This window comes from Paramicrobacterium salitolerans, assembly GCF_051513965.1.
Taxonomy (GTDB): domain Bacteria; phylum Actinomycetota; class Actinomycetes; order Actinomycetales; family Microbacteriaceae; genus Paramicrobacterium.
Genome location: NZ_CP195847.1, coordinates 696,101 through 721,990, shown reverse-complemented (window position 1 = coordinate 721,990; position 25,890 = coordinate 696,101). Strand labels below are relative to the sequence as shown.

The window sequence follows — 25,890 nt, the reverse complement described above, 5'->3', positions numbered from 1 at the left end:
AGCAGCCTCACCAGAACAGTTTCCTGGAGCGCAGAAGACCATCATCGAAAAACGACCGAAATCGCGATAAACTGATTGAACGTGATTGTTTGAGCTATGCAATAATCAATTTCAAGCAAAATTGAGAGGACGTGTCATGTCAGACGCCGGCGCCTTCATGGCCCAAGAACTTGCCAGCCAGCCCGAGGTGTGGGCCCGCGCGATCGCGCAGGGCGACGAAGCCAAGCTTCCCACGGAGGGCCAGCGCGTCGCGGTCGTCGGCTGCGGAACCTCCTGGTTCATGGCTCAGTCATACGCGACTCTCCGTGAGCGCGCGGGTCTGGGCATCACCGATGCGTATGCCGCGAGCGAGGCCTTCGTCGATCGCGACTACGACGCGGTCATCGCGCTCACCCGCTCCGGAACGACCACCGAGGTGCTCGAACTCCTCGAGAACCTGGGCGACTCCACCCGCACGATCGCCGTCATCGGCGACACCGACACCCCGATCGTGAACATGGTCGACGAGGTCATCGCATTCCCCTACGCCGACGAGAAGTCGGTCGTGCAGACGCGCTTCGCCACGACGGCACTCACGTTCTTCCGCCACTCGACGGGCACAGACGTGTCCAAGCAGATCTCCGACACTGAGAGCATCCTCAACGAAGAGCTCCCCGACGAGCTCCTGACGGCCGAGCAGTTCTCCTTCCTCGGCCGCGGCTGGGCGATCGGCCTCGCCCACGAGGCAGCTCTCAAGATGCGCGAGGCCTCGCAGTCGTGGACCGAGTCGTATGCCGCGATGGAGTACCGCCACGGCCCCATCTCGATCGCCGCGCCGAACCGCGTCAGCTGGATGTTCGGTCCCGCACCGGAGGGTCTCGCCGCCAGTGTCACCGCGGCAGGCGCGCACTTCGAAGACGCTGACATCGACCCGCTGGCCGACCTCGTCCGCGCCCAGCGCGTCGCGCTGCAGCGCGCCCTCAACCAGGGACTCAACCCGGACACGCCGCGAAACCTCACGCGATCCGTCATCCTGGACGCATGAGCGAACTCGGAAAGGGCACCCCGGTGCTCGCCTTCGACGTGGGCGGCACCGATCTGAAATCCGCGCTGGTGGATGCCGATGGGACACTCGTCGGCATCCAGCGGACGCCCACCCCAGTGCGGGCCGAGCACACAGAAGATGCCGTTCTCGCGGAGATCGGGCGCCTTGGCCGCTCGCTCCGTGAGCGGCATCCTTCGATCGTGCCGGAGGCCGTCGGACTCGTCGCCCCCGGCGTGGTCGACGATGAGCGGGGCATCGGGCTCTACTCCGAGAACCTCAATTGGGAGAACGTGCCGTTCCGCGAGCTCACCGAGAAGCAGTTCGGGCTCCCCGCCTCGTTCACTCACGACGTGCGCGCCGCGGGTGAGGCCGAGTATCTCCTCGGGCCGTCGTCGGTCTACGGCAACGCCATGATCGTCACGATCGGCACGGGCATCGCGGCGGCGATCTTCATCGACGGCCGCCCGTACGCCGGCAACGGCTATGCGGGCGAGCTGGGGCATTCGGTCGTGATGCCGGGTGGCGAGCCCTGCGCGTGCGGGGGTCGAGGATGCCTCGAAGCGATCTCGTCCGCCGCATCCATCGCGCGACGCTACAACCGTCTGACCGGTTCCGACGTGCCCGGAGCACGCGAGGTGCTCGAGCGCGCGCAGACGGGCGATGAGGATGCCGAGGTCATCTGGACCTCAGCGGTCGACGCGCTCGCGCTCGCGCTCTCTCAGGCCACGGCACTGCTGGCCCCCGAGGTCATCGTGCTCGGCGGCGGACTCGCGCAAGCGGGCGACGCCCTGTTCGACCCGGTGCAGGAGCGCCTGTACGGCCACCTCACCTTCCATCGACGTCCGATGCTCATGCACGCGAGCATCGGTGAGAATGCAGGCCTCGTGGGCGCGGCGATCCGCGCCCGGGCCGCCGCGGAGGCGAAATGATCATCACCATCACCCCGAACCCCGCGCTCGACGCGACTGTGACGCTCGACCGTGTTCACCCCGGCGATACGCACCGCGTCGCGCCGGCGGCTGAGCGCGCGGGCGGCAAAGGCATCAACGTCGCGCGCGTGCTCACCGATCAGGGTGAGGATGCCGTCGCGATCGCGCCCGTGAGCGCGGCCGAGCGCTCCTTCAGCGACGACCTCGGCGGGGTTCCGCATTCCCTCGTCGGCACGTTCGAGCGGCTCCGTCGCTCAACCGCGTTCGTCGAGACCGAGACGGGCGTCACGACGATCTTCAACGAGTCCGGCACCCCGCAGCCCGACACCGTGTGGACTGAGCTCCACGATGTCGTGAGCTCCCGGCTGCCCCGGGCGACGTGCCTCGTCGTCTCCGGCAGCTGCCCGCCCGAAGCACCTGATGACCTGACGGCCCGCTTCGTCTCCCTCGCGCTCAACGCGGGCGTCCCCGCGATCGCCGACGCGACCGGAGAGCAGCTTCTCGGCGCCGCCCGCGCCGGAGCGACGCTGCTCAAGCCCAACCGAGACGAACTCCAGGCCACGACCGGCGAGAGCGACCCCCTCGCCGGCGCTCGCGCCCTGCAGGCGCTCGGCGCGGGCACGATCGTCGTCTCGCTCGGCGAGGACGGCATGCTCGGCATCCTCGCTGATCAGGATGCTCCGGTGCTTCGCGCTCACCTCGGCCGTGTGCTGTCGGGCAACCCGACCGGCGCCGGCGATGCGGCGGTCGCCTCGCTCGCAGCCGCGCTCAGCCGCAACCCGCGCCCCGACCTCGCGGATCTGCTTCGTCGGGCCGTAGCCTGGTCGGCGGCTGCCGTGCTGATGCCTCAGGCGGGCAGCATCCACCCTGATCACGCCTCCTTCCTCACCGAGGTCTCCGTCACCCCCTTGGAGCAGTCATGACCCTCACCCCCACCAGACGCATCATCGACGACGCGGTCGCCGCGGGCACGGGCGTCGCCGCGTTCAACGTCATCCACCTCGAGACCGCCGAAGGTCTCGTCGCCGCCGCGGAGCGCAGCGGCCTGCCGGTCGTTCTGCAGATCTCGCAGAACTGCGTGAAGTACCACGGCGGCCTACACCCGGTCGCGGCCGCGTGCCGCGCGCTCGCTGAGCAGTCCGACGCGAGCGTCGCCCTGCACCTCGACCACGCCGAGAGCGAAGACCTCACACGCGCGGCGATCGACATCGGCTTCGGCTCGGTCATGTACGACGGCGCCAAACTCGACTACGCAGACAACGTCGCTGCCACTCGACGGGTCGTCGAGTACGCTCACGCGGCGAATGTGTTCGTGGAGGCCGAGCTCGGCGAGATCGGCGGAAAGGACGGCGCCCACGCCCCCGGTGTGCGCACGGATCCGGAGGAGGCCGTCTCGTTCGTCGCACACACCGGCGTCGACGCGCTCGCTGTCGCCGTCGGGTCGTCGCACGCCATGACCGAGCGAGTGGCGGCGCTCGACCTCGATCTCATCACGCGTCTCCACGCGGCGCTCGATGTTCCGCTCGTCCTCCACGGGTCGTCCGGCGTCGCCGACGACGTGCTCACGCTCGCGGTGCGCGCCGGCATGACGAAGATCAACGTCTCGACGCACCTGAACGGCGTGTTCACGGGCGTCATCCGCGACGTGCTCGGGGCGAACCCGGCGCTCGTCGATTCGCGGAAGTACCTGGCTCCGGCGCGCGACGCGCTCTCGGCCGAGGCCGAGCGTCTGCAGCGGCTCTTCGCCCTCGCGCCCGTTGTCGGGACGCATCCATGAACCGCTCCGAGCGCCTGATGGCGGTGCTCGACCTGCTCGCCGAGAACGGGCAGCTCGACGTCGACGAGGTCGTGACCGCGCTCGATGTCTCCCCCGCGACGGTTCGCCGCGACCTCGACACCCTGGCCGAGCAGAATCTCCTCACCCGCACGCGCGGAGGAGCTGTCGGGCACTCCGTCTCATACGATCTCCCGCTGCGCTACAAGCGCGGACAGCGCGCCGACGAGAAGGCTGCGATCGCGCGTGCCGCCTGCGCGCTCGTCTCTCCAGGCGACGTCGTCGGCCTCTGCGGCGGAACCACGTCGACCGCCATCGCGAGTGAGCTCGCGGCGCGCTCCGACCTCTCGGATGCACCCGGTGCCAGCATCACGGTCGTCACGAACGCGATCAACATCGCGTCGCAGCTCGCCCTCCGCCCGCACATCAAGGTCGTCGTCACGGGCGGCGTCGTCCACGCGCGTTCCTATGAGCTGACGGGAGATTTCGCGGATGCCGTGCTCGGCGGCCTCGCGATCGACATCGCGTTCATCGGGGTCAACGGCGTCGATATCGAGGGTGCGTCGGCGTACGACGAGGGCGAGGCGCGCGTCAACCGCCTGATGGCCGAGCGTGCCCGACGTGCGGTGATCGTCGCCGATTCCGAGAAGCTCGGCCGCCGCGCTTTCGCAACCATCGCGTCACTCGATACCTTTGACGTGCTGCTCACTGATTCCCGGGCAGCCAGTGACAGCATCGCCGAGCTCACCGAGCGCGGCATCGACGTGAGGATTGCCGAATGACGACCATCATCCACTCTGCGCAGCTTGTGACCGGGGGCAGCACCACGGCCGATGGCTGGGTGGCGTGGAACGATGAGGGCGTCGTCACGTCGACCGGCGCGGGCGACGCCTGGCGCGGTCTCGCCGAGCCGAGCCGTGCGGACGCCCCGGTGGAGGTCATCGACGCGGAGGGCGCGCTTCTGACGCCCGGGTTCATCGACATCCACGGGCACGGCGGCGCCGCGGCCGCGTTCGACGACGGACCGGAGGCGATCCGCACCGCTGTGGCTGCTCACCGCGCTCACGGAACGACCCGTTCGGTGCTCTCCCTCGTCACGGCATCCGTGGACGATCTCGCTGCTCGTGTCGCGCAGATCGCCGAGATTACGGCATCCGACCCCCTCATTCTCGGTTCGCATCTCGAAGGGCCGTTCCTCGATGCGAGTCGCAAGGGCGCGCACACCGAGAGCCTGCTCAAGCCGCCCGCTGCCGCCGACGTCGAGAAGCTGCTGGATGCCGCGGCCGGCACGCTCTGCCAGATCACGCTCGCTCCCGAACTCCCCGGCGGACTCGACGCGGTGCGGCGCTTCGCTGAGGCCGGAGTGACGGTCGCTGTGGGGCACACGGATGCCGATTACGACCAGACCCTCGAGGCATTCGACGCCGGCGCGACGCTCCTGACTCACGCGTTCAACGCGATGAACGGCATCCACCACCGCAAGCCGGGCCCCGTGGTCGCGGCGCTCAGCCGTGACGAGGTCACCCTCGAGATCATCAACGACGGCACTCACGTTCACCCGAGCGTCGTGCGGATGCTGTTCGGCGAGGCTCCCGGTCGCGTCGCGATGATCACCGACGCGATGGCCGCCGCGGGTGCCGCTGATGGCGCCTACACGCTCGGCGGCCTCGACGTGACCGTGAAGGACGGCGTCGCACGCCTCGTGGAGGGCGGTTCGATCGCCGGGTCGACCCTGCTGCTGAACGATGCTCTGCGTCGCGCGGTGGTCGAGGTCGGTGTCTCGCTCGAGGATGCCGTCGACGCGCTCACCCGCGTGCCGGCAGCAGCCGTCGGGCGAAACGACCTCGGACAGCTCGCGCCGGGGTTCCCCGCGGACGCCGTGCTGCTGAACGCCGACTTCGGGGTTCAGCACGTCTGGGCGGCCGGGGCCAGCATCGTCGACTGAACTCGGCCGCGGCGCTCGGCATCGGAGTCAGCGCCGCACGGGACGACCGAACCAGGTGCGCGTCTCAGAGCAGAGGAATGAGTTCGTCACGCACCCACGAGCGGAGCGTCGTCGGCGTGGTCGACACGAGTGACCGCTTCTGCTCCGGAGTGAAGTCGTCGCGCAGCCCCGTCGACATGCCGAGAAGCGCCTCGCCCAGTGCAGGCGGCAGTCCAGCCTCGAGATACCGCTGGCGCATCACATCGTCTTCGACCCGGCGCACCGTGACGTCGTGACCGAGTTCGGACGTGAGCAGCGACGCGACGTGAGCCCAGCTGAGATTCTCCGGCCCATGAACGGCTTGCACACGCCGCCCACTCCACGCGGTACTCAGGAGGGTGAGCGCGACGACCTCTGCGATGTCTCGTGGAGCGACCCACGGCATCCCCTGGTCAAGCGGCAGAACCGTCTCGAGATCGCCAGCGCGGAGAGCGGCGAGGCCGAGCGCGAGGTTGCTGAAGAAATAGCCACAGCGAAGGTGGCAGACGTCCAGATCTCGCTCAGACGATGCTGCCAGCTCGTCAAGCGCTGCCTCGGTCGAGGCCAGACCATCGATCTCGCCCGCTCCCCCGCGCTTCTCAGCTCCGACGCTGCTCTGGAAGACGACGCGCGACAGTCCGTTCTCACGCACCGCGCCGACGATCGCCTCGGTCGCTCGCGCGTAGTCGCCGAGCGGATCGGCGGAGAATGGTGTCGGATCGACCCAGTAGACCGCGTCGACACCGCGCGTCGCCGCGATGACCTCGTCCGGATGCCACGAGTCCGCCGCTGCGACGTCCACGTAGTCGCGGAGCTCGTCGCTCAGGTGTTCAGGATGCCGCATCAGCAGCACGGGACGCACGCCGCTCTGAACCAGCATCCGTGTTACGTGGCGACCGACGTTTCCGTTGGGTGTGCTTACCGCGATGCGCATGGTGTGCTCCTTGCTCGTGTCGCCTCCCACGCTACGCGCAGATGCGGCCTGATACTGTCCGCATCTTTGGGATGATGTCACGTATGGAATCGCCGTCGAGCCGGACGCTGCAGCTGCTCGCACTTCTGCAGACGGGCCGCGAGTGGTCGGTCGCCGAATTGAGCGCCCGGTTGGAGGTGAGCGAGCGCACGGTACGACGCGATGCGCGCCGTCTCCGCGAACTCGGATACAGCCTGCGCTCCCGACCTGGGCCGGGCGCCGGCTATCGTCTCCAACCGAGTGTCCGTATTCCTCCGCTCCTCTTCTCGCAGGACGAGATCAGTGCTGTCATCGCTGGACTGCTTGTCTTGGAGACGTGGGATCCCACGGATGAAACTGTCGCTGCAACGAGAGCGAAGCTTGAGCAGGTGCTTCCACCGAGCCTCAGGCAGCGTGCAGCTGCCACGGCGATGTCGACCCAGATCATGATTCAGGCGCCGGCACCGGTGGACTGGGCCCTCATCGGCGTGCTGGCCGACGCCGTGGCGCGTGGGGCTCGTGTCGAGTTCGACTACACCGACCAGCACGGGCGGGAATCACGGAGAGTCGTCGAGCCGTTTCAGCACTTCCTTCGTTCTGAGAGGTGGTATCTCGTTGCGTTCGATGTCGTTCGTGATGACTGGCGGCTGTTTCGACTTGACCGCATCCGGCATGCATCGCCGAGGACTGGCACTCACCCGTCGCGAAAGTTTCCGTTTCGGTCCATCGAGGAATGGCTCACGAGCGACTTCGGGCGCGTTTCACGCTGATCTGAACGTCATCCGGTCGCACTTTCGCCGCTCGGCCCTTCGCCGTCCTCCTGAGCTGTCGTCGGGTCGCACTTTCGCCACTCCGCCCTTCGCCGTCCTCCTGAGCCGTCGTCGGGTCGCACTTTCGCCACTCCGCCCTTCGCCGTCCTCCTGAGCCGTCATCACGTCGTTCAGGTGTACCGGATACCGCTTTCCAACATAGGGAAAGCGGTATCCGGTACACCTGAACGACGGAAACCCGCGGCACGGCTGGAAACGTCCAGGGCGGGGAACGTCCAGGGCGGGGCACGTGCAGGGCGGGGCAGGAGCTGGACGCGTCACGAGCAGGGCGGGGCAGGAGCTGGACGCGTCACGAGCAGGGCGCGGCGAGGTGGCGGCGAGGTGGCAGCGAGGCGCGTCAGTTCCCCGAGCGACGCTCGCTTCGCTCCGCCAGCTCGATGCGCCGCGCAAGATCGTCGCGCAGCATCGACTCGCCGTGCACCGAGTGCGCTCGGTACCCGGCACGGCCCACCATGTGCGCCGAGATCGGCGCGGTCACCCCCTGGAAGAACACGATCGCAATCGCGAGCGTGATCGTCTCGACGGCCGGCCGGTTCAGAGCGACGTCGAGCACCACGACGATGAGCCCCAGAATCTGCGGCTTCGTCGCCGCGTGCAGCCGCGACAGCACGTCGGGGAAGCGCAGCAGACCGACGCCCGCCGCCAAACACAGGATCGACGCGAGCAGCACGAGCAGCACGGTGATCCAGTCGCGCAGATCTCCGGTCATGTGTCGTCCTTCTTTCCCATGAACTTGGCCACGCTCACCGAGCCGATGAACGCGAACGCCGCGAGCACGAGCAGCAGAGGCATCGAGGTCGCGTGATGGTTGATCGCCATCTCCGCGCCGAGCCCGCACATCACCGTCACCAGCAGCACGTCGCTCGCGACCACGCGGTCGAGCAGCGTCGGCCCGGTGATCAGGCGGTACAGCGCAGCGAGCGCGCCGACCGCGAACAGCACGACGGCGATTCCGATGACGATGTTCAGGGCGATCATGCGTCCTCCCCGTCGAAGGGGTTAGCGGATGCCGAGGGGCCGGCCTTCAGGCGTCGGAGATCGGCCTTTGTGCCGAGTGCGAGCGCGATGCGCCGCTCGGTTCGCAGGACTTCGTCCTCGAAGGCATCCATCTCGGCCTCGTTTCGCACGTTGATGACGTGCACGTACAGCACCGAGTCCTCGCGATCCACGTCGACCACGATCGAGCCCGGAACGATTGAGATCGCCTCGGCAGTCCACGTCATGATGAGGTCCGAGCGCGTACGTAGCGCAATCGCCATGATGGCGTTCGAGGGAACGTACCGCGGCTTCAGCACCAGCCACGCGACGCCGATCGAGGCGCGCGAGATGTCGAACAGCAGCCGGGCGAAGAACAGGAAGGTGTACCAGGGGTTCACACGGATGCTCATGTCCACGGCCGGCAGGTAGAACACCGCCGAGACTCCGACGGCGAGCGCCAGGCCGGTGATCAGCGACAGCCACGTGAACTGCCCCCACAGCAGCATCCAGATGACGACGAGGCCGACGCCGAGCATGATCTGCCCGCCGATCGATCGCGTGGGTGGTGGTGTGTCGTTCATCGGTCACCTCCCAGCACAGCGGTGACATAGCTCGAGGTGTCGATGAGGGTGGATGCCGCCCGGTCGGTGTACCCGAACAGCGGCCCCGCGAACACGGTGAGCGCGACCGTCACCGCGACCAGCCCGGTCGTGGCGCCGAGCATGAGCTTCGAGATGCTGCGCGTCATGACCTGGCCGGAGTCGTCTGGGCTCTCGCGCAGCGAGGCGAGCAGCGGCGACGAGTACCCCGTCACCTCGTTGCGGCTGCGCCAGAAGCCCATGTTCCAGACTCTCACCAGCGCGTACAGCGTGAGAAGCGACGTCGCCGCGCCAGCCGCCACGAGTGTGTAGGTGAGCCAGTCCGCGTGTTCGAGACCGGCCTGGAACAGGCTCACCTTGCCGAGGAATCCGGAGAACGGTGGGATGCCGCCGAGGTTCATCGCGCCGATGAAGAACAGCACCGCGACCATGGGCGACGCTTTGAGCACTCCCCCGAGCCGCGAGATCGATGTCGACCCGCCGACGCGTTCCACGAGTCCCGCCGCGAGGAAGAGCGTCGTCTGCACGGCGATGTGGTGCACGATGTAGTACACGGTGGCCGAGAGCGCCATCTCTCCGCCGACCGCGATGCCGAAGATCATGTAGCCGATGTGGCTCACGAGCGTGAACGACAGCAGCCTCTTGATGTCGGCCTGCGCGAGGGCGCCCATGATTCCGATGAGGAGCGTGAAGAACGCCACGATCATGAGCGGTATGCGCAGCGGAACGTCGACGAAGAGCACCGTGTCGGTGCGGATGATCGCGTAGACGCCGACCTTCGTGAGGAGCCCGGCGAACACCGCCGTGACCGGAGCGGGCGCGGTCGGATACGAGTCTGGCAGCCAGAACGAGAGTGGGAACACGGCGGCTTTGATGCAGAATGCCAACAGCAGCGCGACGCACAGGATCATCTGGATGTCGCCAGGAAGCTCGCGGATCCGCTCAGAGATGAGCGCGATCGTGACCGTGCCCGTCGCGCCGTAGATGAGAGCGATCGCGGCGAGGAAGATGATCGACGACACGAGGCTCACCACGATGTACGTCACGCCCGCACGGATGCGCGCACCGGTGCCGCCGAGCGTCAGCAGCACGTAGCTCGCCGACAGCAGCATCTCGAACCCGACGTACAGGTTGAAGAGGTCACCCGCGACGAACGAGTCGAACACGCCCGCGGCCAGCACGAGATACGTGGGGTGGAAGATCGAGACGGGTGTCTCTTCATCGTTCTGGTCGGCGATGCCCTGCCCGATCGAGAAGATGAGAACGCCGAGCAGCATGAGCGACGAGATCAGCAGCATCACGGCGGAGAGACGGTCGGCGACGAGCACGATGCCCCACGGAGCCGACCACCCGCCGATGTGCACGACCGCGGCACCGTTCTGGTCGATGTCGATCATGAGCGCGATGCTCAGCAGCGTGACGATGACGAGGCTCGCCGTGCTAACGAGCACCTGCAGGCGGCTGCGGCGTCCGAGAGCGAGCGTGACCGCGGCTCCGAGCAGCGGAACCGTGACGACGAGCGGAAGCAGGGAATCGATCATGTGTCTCCCCTCGTCTCGTCGGTGTCTGGTCGGTCGGTCGTGCGGGGCTTTCCGATCGTGCCGGGTTTGATCGTCGGGGTGGCCCCGGTCGTCGTGTCGGGCTCATCGTCGACGTGCTCGTCGCTCGCGTCGAGGATGTCTTGGATAGCCTGGTCGTCGTCGTCGACGGAGTCGAACGCGGCGTCGGTCGAGGCCTCGGTGTCGGACTCGTGTTCGTCCGGAACGGTGTCGCCGCGGTCGCCGAGGCGCGCGAGCCACCAGGAACGGTAGATGAGAGCAAGCAGGAACGCGGTGATGCCGAAGTTGATGACGATGGCCGTGAGCATGAGCACCTGCGGCAGAGGGTCGACCATCGGAGCATCCGCTGTGCTGTCGCTGACGATCGGGGCCGATCCGCTCGGCCCGCTCATGAGGAAGATCAGGATGTTCGTCGCGTTGCCGACCAGCAGGAATCCGATGAGCACTCGGGTGAGGCTGCGCTCGAGCATGACGTACACGCCGGCGGCATACATGACCGCCATGACGACGACGAGGGTGAGGGATGCCGTCATCGCACCACTCCTCTCGTCGGAACCGAGACTTCTGCATCGTCGAGCTGCCGGTCGACTTCGCCGCCGAGACTGCGGAGGATGTCGAGCACCAGCCCGACGACCACGAGGTACACGCCGATGTCGAAGATCGTCGATGTGCCGATCGACAGGTGGCCGAGCACGCCGACGTCGGCCTCGAAATACGCGGACGTGAGAACGTCGGCGCCGAAGAAGAGCGAACCGACCGCGGTGCCCGCAGCGAGCAGGATGCCGGTGCCGAGGATCTTCCCGGCATCGACGGTCACGGCCTCGGCGAGCTCGAAGCGCCCGCCGGCGAGGTACCGCGCGATGAGAGCGAGACCCGCGAGCAGTCCGCCTGCGAAGCCGCCGCCCGGCGCATTGTGCCCGACGAACAGCAGGTACACCGACAGCACGATCGCGGGGTGGAAGAGCAGCCGCACGACCACCTCGAGCAGAATCGACCGGTGCCGCAGTGACAGGGTGCGTCCCGCGAAGATCCACGTGTGGCGCGTCTCGGTCTCACCGTGCGCGGGCGCGAGCGGGTCGGTGACGACGTACCGGCGGCGCGACGGTCTGCGCTGGGCGCGCGCACCGTCCATGCGCGGCATCGCCCCCATGCGGCCGGACACGAACAGCAGGCTCGCGATGCCGGTCGCAACGACGACGAGCACGGAGATCTCCCCCATGGTGTCCCACGCGCGAATGTCGACGAGCATCACGTTGACGACGTTGCGACCGTGGCCCTCGTTCACCGCGAGCCATGGCAACTCCTTGGAGATGCTGTCGGCCTGGCGCGCGGCGAGAGCGACGACGCCCACGATGCCCATCGTGACTCCGACGAGCGCTCCAATGATCATGCGGCGCTTCTTGTGCTCCGGCTTGTTGTGCTGCGCGATCTTGACGGGCAGTCGCCGCAGCACGAGCACGAAGATCACGATCGTCGCCATCTCGACGAGCGCCTGCGTGATCGCGAGGTCGGGGGCGCCGTGCAGCGCGAAGAGCGCGACGAGCCCGTACCCGGTGATGCCCGCGAGCAGCACTGCGGTCATGCGCTGCTCGACGACGGCGGCCATGATCGCGGCGACAATCATCACGAGGCCGATGACCGGCTGGGCCGGGTAGTCGAACAGACGGATGCCGTCCGGCCACGTTCCGTTCGTGACGAGCGCCGCGGCGACGAACACCACGAAGACGACGAGGATCGTCGAGATGTACTGCGACAGGCCCCCGCGCTGGGCGAAGATCGTGGTGCGTGCCGAGAAGCGGTCGACGGTGCGCACGGTCGTCCAGTAGCCGCGCGATGCTTCGAACCAGGCGGGAATGGCATCCTGCAGCCGTGCGACGAGGGTTCTCCCCCAGAACAGCACGAGGCCGAGCGCGAGCACGGCGGCGGAGATCGCGAGGGCGGGCTGCCACCCGTGCCACAGGGCGAGGTGCGCCGCGCCGGAGTCGCTGAAGGTCGCGGCGTACGGTGCGAACGCGGCATCCAACCACCCTGCTCCCAGGCCGAACGCGATCGTGCCGGCGGTCAGGATCACAGGGGCGACGAGCAGACCAGGGCCTTCGTCGTGCAGCTCGGTGTCGGCGACCTCCGGGCGGGTCGCGAACGCTCCCCAGAAGAAGCGGCAGGTGTATGCCACCGTGAGAATGGATCCGACAGCGGTGCCGATGAGCGCTGTCCATCCCCAGGCCGTTCCGGCGAGGCCCGCGTCGAGGAACGATGTGAACACGGCCTCCTTGGCGACGAAGCCGAGCAGCGGCGGAACGCCCGCCATCGAGAGGCACGCGATCGCGGTGATGGTCGCGAGCACGGGTGCGCGACGCCCGATGCCGGAGAGCTTTCGCCAGTCGCGCGTTCCGGCACGGTGGTCGATGATGCCGACCACGAGAAACAGCGTGGCCTTGTAGAGCGCGTGAGCGACGAGCAGCGCGAGCGCGGCAACCGCAGCGTCGTGCGTGCCGAACCCGGCGATCACCATCAGGAACCCGAGCTGACTCACGGTTCCGTAGGCGAGCACGAGCTTGAGGTCGTACTGCCGCAGCGAACGCCATGCCCCGACAAGCATGGCCCAGATTCCGAGGATGATGAGTGTCGGCATCCACCCCGGCGAATCGGCGTAGCCGGGAGCGAAGCGTGCGACGAGGTAGATGCCGGCCTTCACCATCGCTGCGGCGTGCAGGTAGGCGCTGACCGGGGTCGGAGCGGCCATCGCGGCGGGCAGCCAGAAGTGGAACGGCACGATCGCCGACTTCGAGAGCGCGCCGATCAGAATCAGGATGACCGCGGTCGCCGTCGCCGGTCCGTCGGGAGGGTCCGCGACCATCGCGGCCATCGACGTGGTGCCGGTCGCGACCATCATCATCACGATGCCGACGAGCATGATGAGCCCGCCGAACGTGGTCACGAGAAGAGCCTGCAGCGCGGCACCGCGAGACTCTTTGCGGCCCGTGTAGTGCCCGATGAGCAGGTAGGAGAGGATGCTCGTGATCTCCCAGAACATGAACATGACGATGATGTCGTCGGTGATCACGAGGCCGTACATGGTTCCGGCGAACGCGAGCATGATGCCGGCGAAGCGGCCGAGCCCGGGCTCGTCAGACGTGAAGTAGTGCGCGCAGTAGAGCAGCACGAGCGTGCCGACGCCGGTCACGACAAGCGCGAGCACCCAGGCAAGCGCGTCGACGCGGAACGACAGCGAGATGCCGAGCGTCGGAATCCACGGGTAGATCTCGAATGCTTCACCACCGGCGAGCACCTCGGGCGCCTGAGCGATCGTGGCCACGAATGCCGCGAGAGGAACGAGCGCGACGACGAAGAAGACCCGCGTGGAGAGCCACTGAGTGAGTTTCGGCGTGACGATTGACAGCACAAGAAATGCGGTCAAAAGCACAGCCATGCGCGTCTCCGAGTTGTCGGTGGCGATTTACCTTATTCTATAGAGTCCGCTGCGCTCGATGAGGCGGATTTGGCGACTCCGGGGCAGATTCCCAGTGAGGAATATTTGCGCCATCGAACCTGTTGAACGTGCGCGCCCAGCCGTTACGGGCACCCTTGCGGCGCGTGTGCTTGCCTCGCACGAGCATCCCCGCTCATATCTCGCCGCACATGAAAGTGCGGCGGGGCCGCAGTGACCCCCATTAACCACTGCCGCCCCGCCGCTCCGACCTCGCTGGCGTTTCCCGAAGTCGGAACGCGGTGGGAGTTCGGGTCTCCCGCCCCGTTTCCGTACCGCCCGCCCCCACGGGCTTACGGGCCACCGCTAGGGACGATGGCAGGCCACCGACCCCGCTGCTGTGCGACGAGATCAATGCCCTTCACACTGAGAGATGGGGCATCACGCGTTTTATGACGCGAGTTCTCAGATCTTTTTCTGGATTTTTTTCGCTCCTCCTCCGAGAATGGGAGACTGCGTCATAATTTCCCAGATCGCGCATCTCTTAAGCGGGGCACTCCCTAGCCCCTCACGCCCCGCTGAAAGTTCAGGAGACCCGCACATGTTCCGTCATCGCGTGAGCGAAGCATCCGATGCTGACCTCATCTCGCGTACGCGCAGCGGTGAAGAAGCTGCGTATGAGGAGCTGTGGCGTCGCCATGCGGCATCCGGTCTCACTGTCGCCCGGTCGCTGACCTCGAGTCTCGACCCCGAAGACCTGGTGCAGGAGTCGTTCGTGCGCGTGTTCACGGCGGTGCGCAAGGGCGGTGGCCCCAAGGGAGCGTTTCGGCCGTACCTGTTCACGACGATCCGCAACACCGCGGCGGAGTGGGGGCGCAAGCGGCGCGAGACCTCGATCGACACACTCGACTCGCTCGAAGACCCGACGACGACTGACGAAGAGGCGGATGCCGCGCTCGATCGCAGCCTCACAGCGGTGGCGTTCCGCAGTCTGCCCACCCGCTGGCAGGAGGTGCTCTGGTACTCCGAGGTCGAGCAGATGGCTCCCGCCTCGATCGCGCCGCTGCTGGGCATGAAGGCGAACTCGGTCGCCGCGCTGACCTATCGGGCGCGCGAGGGGCTCCGTCAGGCGTGGATTCAGGCGCACATCAGGTCGGCTCCCGAGGGGTCGCCGTGTCGGTGGAACCTCGAGCGGATGGGTTCGTACACGCGCGACGGCCTCGGCAAGCGCGACCTGAAGAAGTTCGAGCTGCACCTCAATGAGTGTGCGCGCTGCACGATCGTGGCTGCGGAGGCCCGCGAGGTCGGGTCGCGCATCGCGCTCGTTCTGCTTCCGCTCACGATCGGCGCGACGGGTGCGAGCGGGTATCTCGCGTGGCTGCAAGCCGGTGAGCCGGTCGCCGTCATGGCGATGCCCGCCGGTGTCGTCGGGGCGGTCGGCTCGGGCGTCGGCGCTGCTGGCGCGGCCGGTGGCGCTGGTGCGGCCGGCGGTGCCGGGTCGGGGTCGGCGGGTGCCGGTGCCGGAGGTGTCGGAGGGTCGAGTGCCGGAGGCATGTCGGTTGGTGCCGTCGCGATCGGTGGCACGCTTGTGGCCGGTGTGATCGCGGCATCCATTGCGGCTGCTCTGATCTTCTCGCCGGGTTCGATGCCTGTCGCCGAGGAGGCACCGGGCGGCGGAACGAGCCAGCAAGCCGCTCCCCCGTCGAATGACACGAGTGAGGATGCCGCGCCGGCCGACGAGCAGGAAGAGCCACCGGCGGAAGACCCGCCGGCCGAGGATCCCCCGGCAGACGAGCCTGTGCCGCAGGAGCCGCCGGCGGAAGACCCGCCCGCAGATGAGGCCCCTCCGGCTGACGAAGCTCCGCCCGCCGACGACCCGCCGGTGGATGGGCCTCCCGCCGAGGACCCACTGCCCGAGGAGCCGAAGGAGGAGACGCCGCCGGCCACCGTCTCGGCACCGTCGGGAATCGCGCAGGCGCCGAACGACGGCACCTCGTACCCGATCGTCTCCGGCACCGCGGACCCCGGCAGCGTGGTCACTCTCGCAGCTGAGCCGTCGGGTGACGCAACCACGGCGTCGGTCACCGGGAGCGTCGGAGCCCCGGACGACGCGGCGGACGGGGCAGCGTCAACGGCATCCGTCTTCGGCCCAATGGGGCCAGCAGCGCGAACGGCGACCACACTGACTCAGCCGTACACAGCATCAGCGGCGCGGGCTGCCACCGCGCTGGCTCAGCCGTACGCCGCTTCAGCGGCATCCTCTGCATCTCCGTTCGCGTCGTCACCAGCCGCGACTGCGAACGACGCACCGCTCTCCGCCCGCGTCGATGACGATGGCAACTGGTCCATCGTGGTCAAGCTGGATGCCGGCTCGTACACCGTCACCGCAACGGCGGAGGCCGACGGCACGACCTCCGACCCGTCAGACCCGTTCGAGGTGACGGTCGGCAGTGGGCCAGAGATTATCTCTGTCTACGCAGATTCCCCAATCGCGTACTGCGGTTTCGATAATGACTGCGCTCACATTCACGATCTGACGATTTCGGCCGCGCCGGGCTCACAAGTAACGATCACGGTGCGCGACGAGGACATCACTGTCGAGGAGACCGTAAGACTCGGAGAGACTAGCGAGCTTAAGGTCGACATCTTGGAGCGCCTCGGAGAAACGACCTTCTCTTGGTCTAGCGATGTGACGGTCGAGTACGCCCCGGAGCAATCGTCAGAGAACACCCTCCCTGGGCAGACGAAGTCGCTCTCCGAGATTGATCGTGCCGACAACTGGCCCCGCTGACGACGAGGTGAAGCACCACTTGCAGAGAGGGTGACTGCATCGGGGCAACCGCTGACGTACAGTGGCGCGGTTTCGAGTGACGAGAGCGCGCTCCCGCCCACGGCATGCGTGCCACTTCACTTTGGCCGTGGAACTACCTCGTTGACTGTTCAGGTGTACCAGATACCGCTTTCCGAGATTGGGAAAGCGGTATCTGGTACACCTGAAGCTCGATAAGGCGAGATGGACATCGGTTAGACAGCGCGTCAGGTGCGGTGGGCGCGACGGCCCCGCAGCACGACGACCAGGATGACCGCCAGGCCGACGAGCGTCAGGGCGACGTTGGTGAGCGGCAACGCCGTGATCCCGAGCCAGGGCAGCAGCATCGCACCGAGGAAGGCGCCGCCGCTGATGCCGAAGTTGAAGGCCGTCGTATAGAAGGCACTCGCGGTGTCGCGAATCCGCTCGCTCGCAGTCTGGAGCATCCGGGTCTGCAGCAGCGGCGGAACCATGCCGAACGCGAGACCCCACAGCGCCAGCGCGACCATGGAGCCCCAGAACCCACCGATTCCCAGGACGAGGGCAGCGACCGCCGCGGCACTGAGCGCCAACCCAATGATGAGGCCGAGGCGCGTGCGGCGGGCGAAGAGCGTCCCCGTCAGCAGCAGGCCGACCGCCCCGGCGCCGCCGTAGACGAAGAGGGCGATGCTGATGAAGCGGGGCGGCACCCCGACCGGGTCCAACAGGAACGGCGTCACGTACGTGAAGAACGCATAGTTGCCGACCATGACGATGGCGACCGTGATGCAGATGACGGCGACCGGCAGCACGGTGGGGTCACGGCGCGGCTGCCCCGCGGCATCCTCGTGCTCGAGCGATTCGCGAGCCACATTCGGCAGCCAGAGCATGACCGCGACAGCACCGAGCAGCAGCCCGGCCGCGATCGCAACGAACGCGATGCGCCAGCCCACCGCGTGGCCGAGCGCGGTGGCGAGCGGCACGCCGAGGACGAGCGCGAAGGTTCCGCCGGCAAGAGTCAGCGAGACAGCGCGGCTCAGCTGGTCTTTGGTGACGAGACGCGCGGCATAGGCGGGGACCATCGACCAGAACAGCCCGTGCGCGAGACCGCCGAGGACGCGCGCAACGATGACGATCGCGTACGTCGGCGCGAGGCCCGTGAGGAGGTTCGCGAGGCCGAGGACGGCCAGCACGGCCACGAGCAGCGCACGCCTCGGCATCCGTCGTGTCATCGCCGTCAGAGGCGCACTCGTGATCACAACTGTGAAGGCGAAGATCGACACCAGCAGGCCGATCTGCCCCTCAGTGACGCCGAGCTCAGAGCTCATCTCGGGCATGAGACCCGTCGGCGTCACCTCACTGGTGATCGCGAGGAAGACACCGAGAGCGAGAAGGATGAGGCCAAACCAGGGAAACGGACGTGCGCCGGTGGCAAGCTTCGCGGAATGCGAGACGACAGGAATAGGAGAGGTAGTCATCGGAAGAATCCAACAACGGCGTTCACTCGCGCGTCAGGCGCGGGAGTTCGTCTACGCGCCGATGTGCGCGCCCAGGGGCGAGAAGAATGTCATCGACCGTCGTTAAGTCTACGACAACGCCAAAATTGTGACCAAATTTCGGCTTTCGTGCTCTCAAGCTGTGATTTACCCGAGAATCCCGGCATGATGGTTTCACTGCAACACTCGAACAACGAGGTGGAAAGTGAACGCAAAAACTTCGACCCCGCGCCTCCGACGCCGTGAGACATTCTCGGGACGCAATGCCTTCATCTTCGCGGCTATCGGATCAGCCGTGGGACTGGGCAACATCTGGCGTTTTCCGTATGTCGCGTATGAGAACGGTGGCGGCGCCTTCATCGTCCCCTACCTGGTGGCGCTGCTGACCGCGGGCATCCCGCTGCTGTTCCTCGACTACGCGATCGGACACAAGTTCCGCGGGTCGCCCCCGATGGCATTCCGACGACTCCATAAGAAGGCCGAGATGTTCGGCTGGTGGCAGGTGCTGATCTGCTTCGTGATCGCCGTTTACTACGCGGTGATCATCGCCTGGGCAGGCTGCTACACGTGGTTCTCCATCACAAAGGCGTGGGGAGACGACCCGGCAGGCTTCCTCATGGGCGAGTTCCTGCAGGTCAGCGACGAGGTGAACGTTCAGTTCTCGTTCGTTCCGGGTGTGCTGATTCCGCTCGTGATCGTGTGGATCGCGGCCATCGCGATCCTCGCGTTCGGTGTGCAGAAGGGCATCGCGCGTTCGTCGATGATCTTCATTCCGATTCTGTTCGTGATGTTCATCGTGCTCGTCGTGCAGGCGGTCTTCCTGCCCGGCGCCGCGACCGGGCTCGACGCGCTCTTCACCCCCGACTGGTCGCGTCTGACGGACAGCTCGATCTGGATCGCCGCCTACGGGCAGATCTTCTTCTCGCTCTCGGTCGCGTTCGGCATCATGCTGACGTACGCCTCGTACCTCAAGAAGAAGACCGACCTGACCGGCAGCGGTTTCGTCGTCGGCTTCTCGAACAGCGGTTTCGAGATTCTCGCTGGAATCGGCGTGTTCGCGGCTCTCGGCTTCATCGCCACCCAGAGCGGCGTCGCGGTCGACGAGGTCGCGGCATCCGGAATCGGCCTCGCGTTCATCGGATTCCCGACGATCATCTCGCAGGCTCCCGCGGGCGCCCTGCTGGGTGTGCTGTTCTTCGCATCGCTCGTCTTCGCCGGGTTCACGTCGCTCGTGAGCATCCTCGAGGTCGTCATCTCGGCTGTGAAGGACAAGCTCGGCCTCAACCGCGTGGGCGCCACCCTCGGCGTCGGCATCCCCATGGCCATCGTCTCGATTCTGCTGTTCCCGACCACGACGGGCCTCAACCTGCTCGACGTGACCGACAACTTCGTGAACAGCTTCGGAATCGTCGCGGTCGCACTCGTCGTCGTGATCTTCCTCACCGCGGGCTTCACGGCGCTGCCGAAGCTGCGCGACCACCTCAACAAGACCTCCTCGGTCAAGATGGGGCGCACATGGATGATGTTCGTCGGCGGTGTCACCCCGATCATCCTCGGGTACATCCTCATAGACTCGCTGCAGACCACGATCAAGGAGGGCTACGGCGACATGCCGGGCTGGTTCGTGGGCATCTTCGGGTGGGGCATGGCGATCGCGCTCGTCGTGATCGCGTACCTGCTGTCGAAGATCCGCTGGTCGTCGAAGTCTGCGCTGCACGACCCCGACATCGACGGGGAGCCCGTGTCGGAGCCGATTCTCGACCCCGCGATCGACGGCACCGAGATCTCGCGGCACAAGGCCGAGACCGGGCAGTTCGCCGCGGCGCGCGCGGATGAAGACTCACAGGCGGCCGGTCACATCGGCAGACACGGCGCCACCGACGGAAAGGATCGATCATGAGTGCAAGCGCCATCGTCATGATGCTCATCTCGATGATCACGGTGTGGGGAGGCGTCGTCGTCGCCGTCGTGCACCTGATGCGTCACCCGGAGCAGCCTGACGACGAATAGGAGTCACCGGACGAAGGGCGCCGCACGTTCTGAACGTGCGGCGCCCTTCGCTGTGAGTGCACGGGCAGCGGTGAGAGCCGCGAGGGCTCACTCGACGGCGGACCTGCCTGCGCGGGCGACGAGTCGCTGGGCGATCAGAACGAGAATCACGGATGCCGCAGAGGCAGCGGCTGCGACCGCGGCGTTCACCGTGAGAGGCACGACCTCGCCGAGCACTCCCCCGAACCACGAGCCGCTCGCGATGCCGAGATTGAACGCGACCGCGAGGGCTGCCCCGGCGAAGGCACGCAGCTGCGGAGACGCGGTGCGCATGAGCGCCGTCTGCACGAGCGGCGACATCGCGCCGAACGCCGCGCCCCACAGCGCGATCGCGGCGATCACGACCCCGGTTGCTTCAGGGGCGAGGGCGAGCAGCCCCACAGCGACGGCGCCAGCCGCGAACGTGACAGGCAGCGAGATCGTCGGCCAGCGGTCGACCACGAGACCGCTGACGATGAGGCCCAGGATTCCCGCGGCGCCGTACGCAGTGAGGAGCGGCCCCGTCCACACGGAGCTGAGGCCAGCTTCCTCCGAGAGGTACGGCGTGATGTAGGTGAACAGGGTGAACTGGCCGAGCGCGAAGATCGTGGCGGTTGCGAGCAGCACGAAGACAGGCGCGCGCGTCGCGTCGGTGCGCGTGCCGCGGTCGGCGGCTTCGTCCGCACGCGACTCCGGCGGCACGCTGGGCAGCCGCATCCTGACCGTGAATGCGAGCGTGAGCATCACAACGGCGATCGCCGCGAACAGCACGCGCCAGTCGACGACGAGCGCGAGCGCCGCGCCCGCGGGCAGGCCGACGGCGAGCGCGACGGTGACTCCTCCGGTGACGATCGCGAGCCCGCGGCCGAGGTGCTTCGGGTCGAGGATCGCGGTGGTGTACACGATCACGACCGACCACAGCAGTCCGTGTGCGCCGGCGTTCAGCACCCGCGCGGCGAGCATCGTCTCGTAGGTGGGCGCGATCGCGGTGGCGAGGCTTCCGATGGCGAACACGGCGAGCGCTCCGGCGACGACTGAGCGACGGTCGATGTGGCGCACGAGGCGGGTGAGGGGGATGCTCGCGATGATGATCGTGAAGGCCCAGGTCGAGAGAAGCATCCCGATCTCGAAGTTGCCGACGCCGAGCGAGGCGGACATCTGGGGCATGATCGCGGCGGGCAGAGACTCGGTCGTGACGCTCACGGCGAGGGCGAGTGAGAGGATGCTCGTCGCGGCGAGCGGGAACCTCCGCGCGCTTCGCTCGGCCTGGATCGGCAGAACGGCTGTGTCGGTTGTGTCTGTCATGCCGAGATCGTAAACTTTGACACTAATGTCAATGTCAAGCATGGAGGCGTCATGAAGATCGGAGAGCTCTCGGAACGCACGGGAATTCCGACACGGATGCTGCGCTACTACGAGCAGCAGGGGCTCATCACGCCCACACGGGAGGCCAACGGCTACCGCTCGTACTCCGACGGCGACGTTGCCCGGGCTCAGCAGATCCGCGGTCTTGTGCAGTCCGGACTCTCAACGCGCCTGACCAAACTCGTGCTCGAGGCAGAGACGGTGTGCGCCACGCAGACGACCGTCGAGTGCACGCCCAACGTGGCGCAGGAGCTTGCGGACGAGCTCGCCGCGATCGAGTCGCGCATCAGCTGCCTCGCGCGCAGCCGCGACACGGTGCGCGACTTTCTCTGCCGTTCGGAGCACGGCAAGAAACTCGTGCCGTCGCTCTCCGCCGACGCGCAGCCTGTTTCCGGCTGACAGCTCACCGGCATCCCTTGGCCCCTGCCCCGCGCGGGACTGGATACTCTTGAGGGGTGACTTCTGCACCTGTCCCCGCCGAGGCGCGTTCGACCGCACCCAACCACTGGGTCCTCACGTTCGTCTGCCCCGACAAACCCGGCATCGTCCACGACGTCAGCGGCGCGATCGTCGCCGCACGCGGCAACATCACCGAGAGCCAGCAGTTCTCGAGCCTCGACACCGATCGCTTCTTCATGCGCCTCCAGGTGCAGTCGGAGGCGTCGCGCGAGGAGTTCGAGGCGGCGCTCGCATCCGTCGCGGACCGACACCACATGACGTGGAACCTCGACAATGTCGGCCGCCCGGTCCGCACGCTCGTGCTCGCCTCGACCGCGGCGCACTGCGTCAACGACCTGCTGTTCCGTCAGCGCGCGGGGCATCTGCCGATCGAGGTTCCGCTGATCATGGCGAACCACCCGAACCTGCGCTCGCTCGCCGACTTCTACGGTGTTCCGTTCGAGTCGCGGCCCGTGGTGGATGCCGAGACCAAAGCGGCCTTCGAGAAGCGCGTTCTCGAGGCCGTCGACGAGCACAACATCGAGCTGGTCGTGCTCGCCCGATACATGCAGATCATCTCCCCCGAGCTGTGCGACGCGCTCGAGGGCCGCGCGATCAACATCCACCACTCGTTCCTCCCGGGCTTCAAGGGTGCGAACCCCTACCGCCAGGCGCACGCGCGCGGGGTGAAGCTCATCGGAGCGACCGCGCACTTCGTGACGAGCGACCTCGACGAGGGCCCGATCATCGAGCAGAACGTCGTGCGCGTCGACCACACGCAGTCGCCGAAGCAGCTCGTCGCCATCGGTCAGGACGAAGAGAGTCGCACCCTCACGCAGGCCGTCACGTGGTTCGCTGAGAAGCGTGTGCTGCTCGACGGCGCACGCACCATCATCTTCAAGTAGCACCGGAGGTACCGTGACGTTCGCGGAGAGAATCGACGCGCTGACCATCGACGATCTGCGCCGCGCGGGCGCGACCAAATGGATCGAGCCCGGAACCGACATCGGGGCGTTCATCGCCGAGATGGATTTCGGCGTCGCACCGGTCGTCACCAGGGCCGCGAGGGATGCCGTCGAAGCGGGCGTCTTCGGCTACCTGCCGAACTCCATGCTGCGCGAGCTGCAGGCCGCGACCGCCGAGACCATGGCGCAGCGCGGGTACGAAGTGCCCGCCGAGCACGTCATCGTCACCTCCGATGTGCTGCGCGCCTTCGAGCTCACGATCACGCGCCTCATGTCGCCGCACGGCAAGGTCATCGTGCCGACCCCGTCGTACATGCCGTTCCTGTTCGTGCCGCCGCGCGTGCACCACCAGGTCATCGAGGTTCCGATGATCGACGACGGCGGAACGTGGCGCTTCGACCTCGACGCACTGCGCGAGGCCTTCGCCGCGGGCGGCGAGCTGCTCGCCCTGTGTCAGCCGTTCAACCCGCTGGGCCGGGTCTTCGACCGCGACGAGCTCGCCGCGGTGAGCGCCGTGGTCGAGCAGGCAGGCGGCCGTGTGTTCGCCGATGAGATCTGGGCGCCGCTCGTGCTGCCGGGCGCGACGCACGTTCCGTATGCGTCGGTGTCGGATGCCGCGGCGAACCACACCGTGACCGCGACGTCTGCCGGCAAGGGTTGGAACCTCCCGGGGCTCAAGTGCGCGCAGATGGTCGTGTCGAACCCCGATGACCGCGCCCTCTTCGACGACGCCGACTGGCTCTCGCACAGCGCCGCAACGGTCGGCGCCGCCGCGACGATCGCCGCGTATCGCGAGGGCGGGCCGTGGCTCGACGACGCGCTGGCGTACCTCGACGGCAACCGCACGGCGATGCTCGAGGCTGTCGCAGAGCACCTTCCCGGCGTCACGATGCACCGCCCCGAGGGCACGTACATCGCGTGGCTGGACTTCACCGCGCTGGGCATCGAGTCGCCCGGAGCCTTCTTCCGCGAGCACGCGGGCGTGGGCGTCACCGACGGCGCGGCGTGTGGAGTCGCGGGTCGCGGATCAGCGCGTTTCGTCATGGCGACGCCGCGGCCGATTCTGCGCGAAGCAGTCACGCGGATGGGCCGCGCGATTCGCGAGCAGGGCCTCGCCTGACGGCATCCTCGAGCAAAGCTCGCGATTTAACACTGGGTTGCCTCTGTCTTCCTGACAGAGCTCCGAGTAGTGTCTGAGACAACGGTTTCGAGTTGGGCAAGCGCCACAGCCCGGAACACTGCGTAACTCAGGACGACTACACGGGAGTAGACAATGCGCCGGGTTTCAACGGTCACAATGTCGAAAGCACGGATGCCGCGATGAGCGCGGACGTGAACAATACAGCCTCCGCCGTGAACAAACTGAGCGTTCCGGCACTGACCGCGATGGTCGTCGGTTCGATGGTCGGAGCGGGCGTCTTCACCCTCCCCCAGCGGTTCGCGTCGCAGACGGGGGTGTATGGCGCACTGATCGCGTGGGCGATCGCAGGTGCAGGGATGCTGATGCTGGCGCTGACCTTCCAGACGCTCGCGGTCCGCAAACCCGACCTCGACAACGGGGTGTACGTCTACGCGAAGACCGGGTTCGGCGTCTACCCCGGTTTTCTCTCCGCCATCGGGTTCTGGGCGAGCGCGTGCGCCGGGAACACCTTCTACTGGGTGCTCATCACCTCGACGCTGAAGCCGCTCATTCCGGCGTTCGGCGACGGTGACACGTTCTGGGCGGTGCTGGTGTCGAGCTTCTGCATCTGGGGCTTCGCGCTTCTCGTGATGCGTGGGGTGAAGGAGGCCGCCGCGATCAACACGATCGTCACCGCGGCCAAGCTCATTCCGCTCGTGCTCTTCGTCGTCGTCGTTCTGGTCGCGTTCGACCCGGCGGTCTTCGTGGAGAACCTCACCGGCGGATACGACGTGGGCGGCGAGCCGCTGTTCGCACAGGTCCGCGGCACCATGCTCATCACGGTCTTCGTCTTCCTCGGCATCGAAGGCGCGAGCGTCTACTCCCGCTACGCGAAGCGCCGTGAGGATGTCGGGCGGGCCACCGTGCTCGGCTTCCTCTCCGTACTCGCGCTGTTCGCCGTGATCACGATCATCTCCTACGGCATCCTCCCCAAGGCCGAGATCGCCGAACTGCGGCAGCCGTCGGTGGGCAGCGTGCTCGAGGCCGTCGTCGGTCCCTGGGGCGCCTGGTTCATCAGTGCGGGCCTCATCATCTCGGTGCTCGGCGCCTACCTCGCGTGGACGCTGCTCTCGTCCGAGGTGCTGTACGCGGCTGCGAAGGACCGCGACATGCCGAAGCTCTTCTCCCGCGTCTCCGAGCACGGGGTGCCGAAGAACGCGGTGCTTCTGACCACCGCGCTCATCCAGGTGCTGCTCGTCATCGTGTACTTCCTCGACGGAGCGCTCGACTTCATGCTCGACCTCACGGCGGCGCTGTCGCTCGTGCCGTTCGCGCTCGTCGCCCTCTACAGCTTCAAGATCGCCGTGACGCGAGACAGCTACACGGGGGATGCCGCGAAGGGACGCACGAAAGATCTGATCATCGGCGCGCTCACCGTCATCTACACGATCTTCCTGATCTACGCGGCCGGTCTGGAGTTTCTGCTTCTGGCGTGCATCCTTCTCGCTCCCGCGACGATTCTCTACATCATCACGCGCCGCGAGCTGCGTGCCCGTGTGTTCACGACTCCGGGAGTCGTCGTCTTCATCATCGTCATCGTCGGCGCTGTCGCAGGCATCGTCGGCCTCGCAACCGGATACGTTCAACTCTGAGAA

The 25,890-nt window shown here is 67.0% G+C and carries 23 protein-coding genes; 14 read left to right on the top strand and 9 right to left on the bottom strand.

From position 1 onward, the window contains the following. The first annotated feature begins 136 nt into the window (after window positions 1–136). Genes ACSAGD_RS03425 through nagA form a run of 6 tightly spaced genes read left to right on the top strand, consistent with a single transcriptional unit; the run spans window position 137 to window position 5,672 of the window. Window positions 137–1,024, top strand: a complete 888-nt coding sequence (locus ACSAGD_RS03425; protein ID WP_437584328.1) for an SIS domain-containing protein — start codon at window positions 137–139, stop codon at window positions 1,022–1,024. Further along, a complete protein-coding gene (locus ACSAGD_RS03420) occupies window positions 1,021–1,953 on the top strand; it encodes an ROK family protein (RefSeq protein WP_437584327.1) in 933 nt (310 codons plus the stop codon). The genes ACSAGD_RS03425 and ACSAGD_RS03420 overlap by 4 nt, the downstream gene beginning before the upstream one ends. Continuing rightward, window positions 1,950–2,876, top strand: a complete 927-nt coding sequence (locus ACSAGD_RS03415) for a 1-phosphofructokinase family hexose kinase (protein ID WP_437584326.1) — start codon at window positions 1,950–1,952, stop codon at window positions 2,874–2,876. Before ACSAGD_RS03420 ends, ACSAGD_RS03415 begins: the two co-directional genes overlap by 4 nt. Continuing rightward, the gene (locus ACSAGD_RS03410) at window positions 2,873–3,730 is read left to right on the top strand and encodes a class II fructose-bisphosphate aldolase (protein ID WP_437584325.1); all 858 of its coding nucleotides are present in this window, start codon (window positions 2,873–2,875) and stop codon (window positions 3,728–3,730) included. The genes ACSAGD_RS03415 and ACSAGD_RS03410 overlap by 4 nt, the downstream gene beginning before the upstream one ends. After that, window positions 3,727–4,509, top strand: coding sequence for a DeoR/GlpR family DNA-binding transcription regulator (locus ACSAGD_RS03405; RefSeq protein WP_437584324.1), 783 nt, complete (start codon window positions 3,727–3,729; stop codon window positions 4,507–4,509). Before ACSAGD_RS03410 ends, ACSAGD_RS03405 begins: the two co-directional genes overlap by 4 nt. Then, a complete protein-coding gene (gene nagA, locus ACSAGD_RS03400) occupies window positions 4,506–5,672 on the top strand; it encodes an N-acetylglucosamine-6-phosphate deacetylase (RefSeq protein ID WP_437584323.1) in 1,167 nt (388 codons plus the stop codon). Before ACSAGD_RS03405 ends, nagA begins: the two co-directional genes overlap by 4 nt. A 64-nt stretch (window positions 5,673–5,736) precedes the next feature. Here nagA and ACSAGD_RS03395 read toward each other — a convergent pair whose 3' ends face one another. Then, window positions 5,737–6,624 (bottom strand): NAD(P)H-binding protein, encoded by an 888-nt coding sequence (locus tag ACSAGD_RS03395; protein WP_437584322.1) that lies wholly within the window; start codon window positions 6,622–6,624, stop codon window positions 5,737–5,739. A gap of 83 nt (window positions 6,625–6,707) precedes the next feature. On the opposite strand from ACSAGD_RS03395, the gene ACSAGD_RS03390 reads away from it, so the two are divergent. Continuing rightward, window positions 6,708–7,412, top strand: coding sequence for a helix-turn-helix transcriptional regulator (locus tag ACSAGD_RS03390; protein ID WP_437584321.1), 705 nt, complete (start codon window positions 6,708–6,710; stop codon window positions 7,410–7,412). Between the two features lie 397 nt (window positions 7,413–7,809). Here the strand turns inward: ACSAGD_RS03390 and mnhG are convergent, their stop codons facing one another. From mnhG to ACSAGD_RS03360, 6 genes are read right to left on the bottom strand one after another with little or no spacing between them, the layout of a single operon-like run. Then, a complete protein-coding gene (gene mnhG / locus ACSAGD_RS03385) occupies window positions 7,810–8,181 on the bottom strand; it encodes a monovalent cation/H(+) antiporter subunit G (RefSeq protein WP_437584320.1) in 372 nt (123 codons plus the stop codon). Continuing rightward, window positions 8,178–8,450 carry a monovalent cation/H+ antiporter complex subunit F gene (locus ACSAGD_RS03380; protein ID WP_437584319.1) on the bottom strand — a complete coding sequence of 91 codons (273 nt, stop codon included), beginning with the start codon at window positions 8,448–8,450 and terminating at the stop codon, window positions 8,178–8,180. Before ACSAGD_RS03380 ends, mnhG begins: the two co-directional genes overlap by 4 nt. After that, window positions 8,447–9,031 carry a Na+/H+ antiporter subunit E gene (locus tag ACSAGD_RS03375; RefSeq protein WP_437584318.1) on the bottom strand — a complete coding sequence of 195 codons (585 nt, stop codon included), beginning with the start codon at window positions 9,029–9,031 and terminating at the stop codon, window positions 8,447–8,449. Before ACSAGD_RS03375 ends, ACSAGD_RS03380 begins: the two co-directional genes overlap by 4 nt. After that, on the bottom strand, window positions 9,028–10,590 hold the full coding sequence (locus ACSAGD_RS03370; protein ID WP_437584317.1) for a Na+/H+ antiporter subunit D: 1,563 nt from the start codon (window positions 10,588–10,590) through the stop codon (window positions 9,028–9,030). The genes ACSAGD_RS03375 and ACSAGD_RS03370 overlap by 4 nt, the downstream gene beginning before the upstream one ends. Further along, the gene (locus ACSAGD_RS03365; protein ID WP_437584316.1) at window positions 10,587–11,141 is read right to left on the bottom strand and encodes a sodium:proton antiporter; all 555 of its coding nucleotides are present in this window, start codon (window positions 11,139–11,141) and stop codon (window positions 10,587–10,589) included. The genes ACSAGD_RS03370 and ACSAGD_RS03365 overlap by 4 nt, the downstream gene beginning before the upstream one ends. Beyond that, entirely contained in the window at window positions 11,138–14,038 is a 2,901-nt protein-coding gene (locus ACSAGD_RS03360; RefSeq protein ID WP_437584315.1) for a Na+/H+ antiporter subunit A, read from the bottom strand. Before ACSAGD_RS03360 ends, ACSAGD_RS03365 begins: the two co-directional genes overlap by 4 nt. Before the next feature lie 598 nt (window positions 14,039–14,636). On the opposite strand from ACSAGD_RS03360, the gene ACSAGD_RS03355 reads away from it, so the two are divergent. Continuing rightward, window positions 14,637–16,826 carry a sigma-70 family RNA polymerase sigma factor gene (locus tag ACSAGD_RS03355; protein WP_437584314.1) on the top strand — a complete coding sequence of 730 codons (2,190 nt, stop codon included), beginning with the start codon at window positions 14,637–14,639 and terminating at the stop codon, window positions 16,824–16,826. 245 nt (window positions 16,827–17,071) lie between these two features. Here ACSAGD_RS03355 and ACSAGD_RS03350 read toward each other — a convergent pair whose 3' ends face one another. Then, the gene (locus tag ACSAGD_RS03350) at window positions 17,072–18,301 is read right to left on the bottom strand and encodes an MFS transporter (protein ID WP_437584313.1); all 1,230 of its coding nucleotides are present in this window, start codon (window positions 18,299–18,301) and stop codon (window positions 17,072–17,074) included. Window positions 18,302–18,524: 223 nt separating this feature from the next. On the opposite strand from ACSAGD_RS03350, the gene ACSAGD_RS03345 reads away from it, so the two are divergent. Further along, window positions 18,525–20,219, top strand: a complete 1,695-nt coding sequence (locus ACSAGD_RS03345) for a sodium-dependent transporter (protein ID WP_437584312.1) — start codon at window positions 18,525–18,527, stop codon at window positions 20,217–20,219. Then, the gene (locus ACSAGD_RS03340) at window positions 20,216–20,329 is read left to right on the top strand and encodes a methionine/alanine import family NSS transporter small subunit (RefSeq protein WP_437584311.1); all 114 of its coding nucleotides are present in this window, start codon (window positions 20,216–20,218) and stop codon (window positions 20,327–20,329) included. The genes ACSAGD_RS03345 and ACSAGD_RS03340 overlap by 4 nt, the downstream gene beginning before the upstream one ends. An 87-nt stretch (window positions 20,330–20,416) precedes the next feature. On the opposite strand, the gene ACSAGD_RS03335 is transcribed toward ACSAGD_RS03340, so the two are convergent. Then, window positions 20,417–21,652 carry an MFS transporter gene (locus ACSAGD_RS03335; RefSeq protein ID WP_437584310.1) on the bottom strand — a complete coding sequence of 412 codons (1,236 nt, stop codon included), beginning with the start codon at window positions 21,650–21,652 and terminating at the stop codon, window positions 20,417–20,419. A 51-nt stretch (window positions 21,653–21,703) separates the two neighbouring features. On the opposite strand from ACSAGD_RS03335, the gene ACSAGD_RS03330 reads away from it, so the two are divergent. The 4 genes from ACSAGD_RS03330 to ACSAGD_RS03315 all read left to right on the top strand — a co-directional run bounded on the left by ACSAGD_RS03330 (window position 21,704) and on the right by ACSAGD_RS03315 (window position 25,887). Then, window positions 21,704–22,111 carry a MerR family transcriptional regulator gene (locus ACSAGD_RS03330; protein ID WP_437584309.1) on the top strand — a complete coding sequence of 136 codons (408 nt, stop codon included), beginning with the start codon at window positions 21,704–21,706 and terminating at the stop codon, window positions 22,109–22,111. Between the two features lie 56 nt (window positions 22,112–22,167). Then, on the top strand, window positions 22,168–23,055 hold the full coding sequence (purU, locus tag ACSAGD_RS03325) for a formyltetrahydrofolate deformylase (RefSeq protein WP_437584308.1): 888 nt from the start codon (window positions 22,168–22,170) through the stop codon (window positions 23,053–23,055). 13 nt (window positions 23,056–23,068) lie between these two features. Beyond that, window positions 23,069–24,235, top strand: a complete 1,167-nt coding sequence (locus tag ACSAGD_RS03320) for a MalY/PatB family protein (RefSeq protein WP_437584307.1) — start codon at window positions 23,069–23,071, stop codon at window positions 24,233–24,235. Between the two features lie 92 nt (window positions 24,236–24,327). Continuing rightward, window positions 24,328–25,887 carry a basic amino acid/polyamine antiporter gene (locus ACSAGD_RS03315; protein WP_437584306.1) on the top strand — a complete coding sequence of 520 codons (1,560 nt, stop codon included), beginning with the start codon at window positions 24,328–24,330 and terminating at the stop codon, window positions 25,885–25,887. The last annotated feature ends 3 nt before the right edge of the window (window positions 25,888–25,890 follow it).

Coding starts and splice junctions, on each gene's coding strand:
- ACSAGD_RS03425 (WP_437584328.1), top strand. CDS start 137: ATGTCAGACGCCGGCGCCTTCATGGCCCAAGAACTTGCCAGCCAGCCC.
- ACSAGD_RS03420 (WP_437584327.1), top strand. CDS start 1,021: ATGAGCGAACTCGGAAAGGGCACCCCGGTGCTCGCCTTCGACGTGGGC.
- ACSAGD_RS03415 (WP_437584326.1), top strand. CDS start 1,950: ATGATCATCACCATCACCCCGAACCCCGCGCTCGACGCGACTGTGACG.
- ACSAGD_RS03410 (WP_437584325.1), top strand. CDS start 2,873: ATGACCCTCACCCCCACCAGACGCATCATCGACGACGCGGTCGCCGCG.
- ACSAGD_RS03405 (WP_437584324.1), top strand. CDS start 3,727: ATGAACCGCTCCGAGCGCCTGATGGCGGTGCTCGACCTGCTCGCCGAG.
- nagA (WP_437584323.1), top strand. CDS start 4,506: ATGACGACCATCATCCACTCTGCGCAGCTTGTGACCGGGGGCAGCACC.
- ACSAGD_RS03395 (WP_437584322.1), bottom strand. CDS start 6,624: ATGCGCATCGCGGTAAGCACACCCAACGGAAACGTCGGTCGCCACGTA.
- ACSAGD_RS03390 (WP_437584321.1), top strand. CDS start 6,708: ATGGAATCGCCGTCGAGCCGGACGCTGCAGCTGCTCGCACTTCTGCAG.
- mnhG (WP_437584320.1), bottom strand. CDS start 8,181: ATGACCGGAGATCTGCGCGACTGGATCACCGTGCTGCTCGTGCTGCTC.
- ACSAGD_RS03380 (WP_437584319.1), bottom strand. CDS start 8,450: ATGATCGCCCTGAACATCGTCATCGGAATCGCCGTCGTGCTGTTCGCG.
- ACSAGD_RS03375 (WP_437584318.1), bottom strand. CDS start 9,031: ATGAACGACACACCACCACCCACGCGATCGATCGGCGGGCAGATCATG.
- ACSAGD_RS03370 (WP_437584317.1), bottom strand. CDS start 10,590: ATGATCGATTCCCTGCTTCCGCTCGTCGTCACGGTTCCGCTGCTCGGA.
- ACSAGD_RS03365 (WP_437584316.1), bottom strand. CDS start 11,141: ATGACGGCATCCCTCACCCTCGTCGTCGTCATGGCGGTCATGTATGCC.
- ACSAGD_RS03360 (WP_437584315.1), bottom strand. CDS start 14,038: ATGGCTGTGCTTTTGACCGCATTTCTTGTGCTGTCAATCGTCACGCCG.
- ACSAGD_RS03355 (WP_437584314.1), top strand. CDS start 14,637: ATGTTCCGTCATCGCGTGAGCGAAGCATCCGATGCTGACCTCATCTCG.
- ACSAGD_RS03350 (WP_437584313.1), bottom strand. CDS start 18,301: ATGACTACCTCTCCTATTCCTGTCGTCTCGCATTCCGCGAAGCTTGCC.
- ACSAGD_RS03340 (WP_437584311.1), top strand. CDS start 20,216: ATGAGTGCAAGCGCCATCGTCATGATGCTCATCTCGATGATCACGGTG.
- ACSAGD_RS03335 (WP_437584310.1), bottom strand. CDS start 21,652: ATGACAGACACAACCGACACAGCCGTTCTGCCGATCCAGGCCGAGCGA.
- ACSAGD_RS03330 (WP_437584309.1), top strand. CDS start 21,704: ATGAAGATCGGAGAGCTCTCGGAACGCACGGGAATTCCGACACGGATG.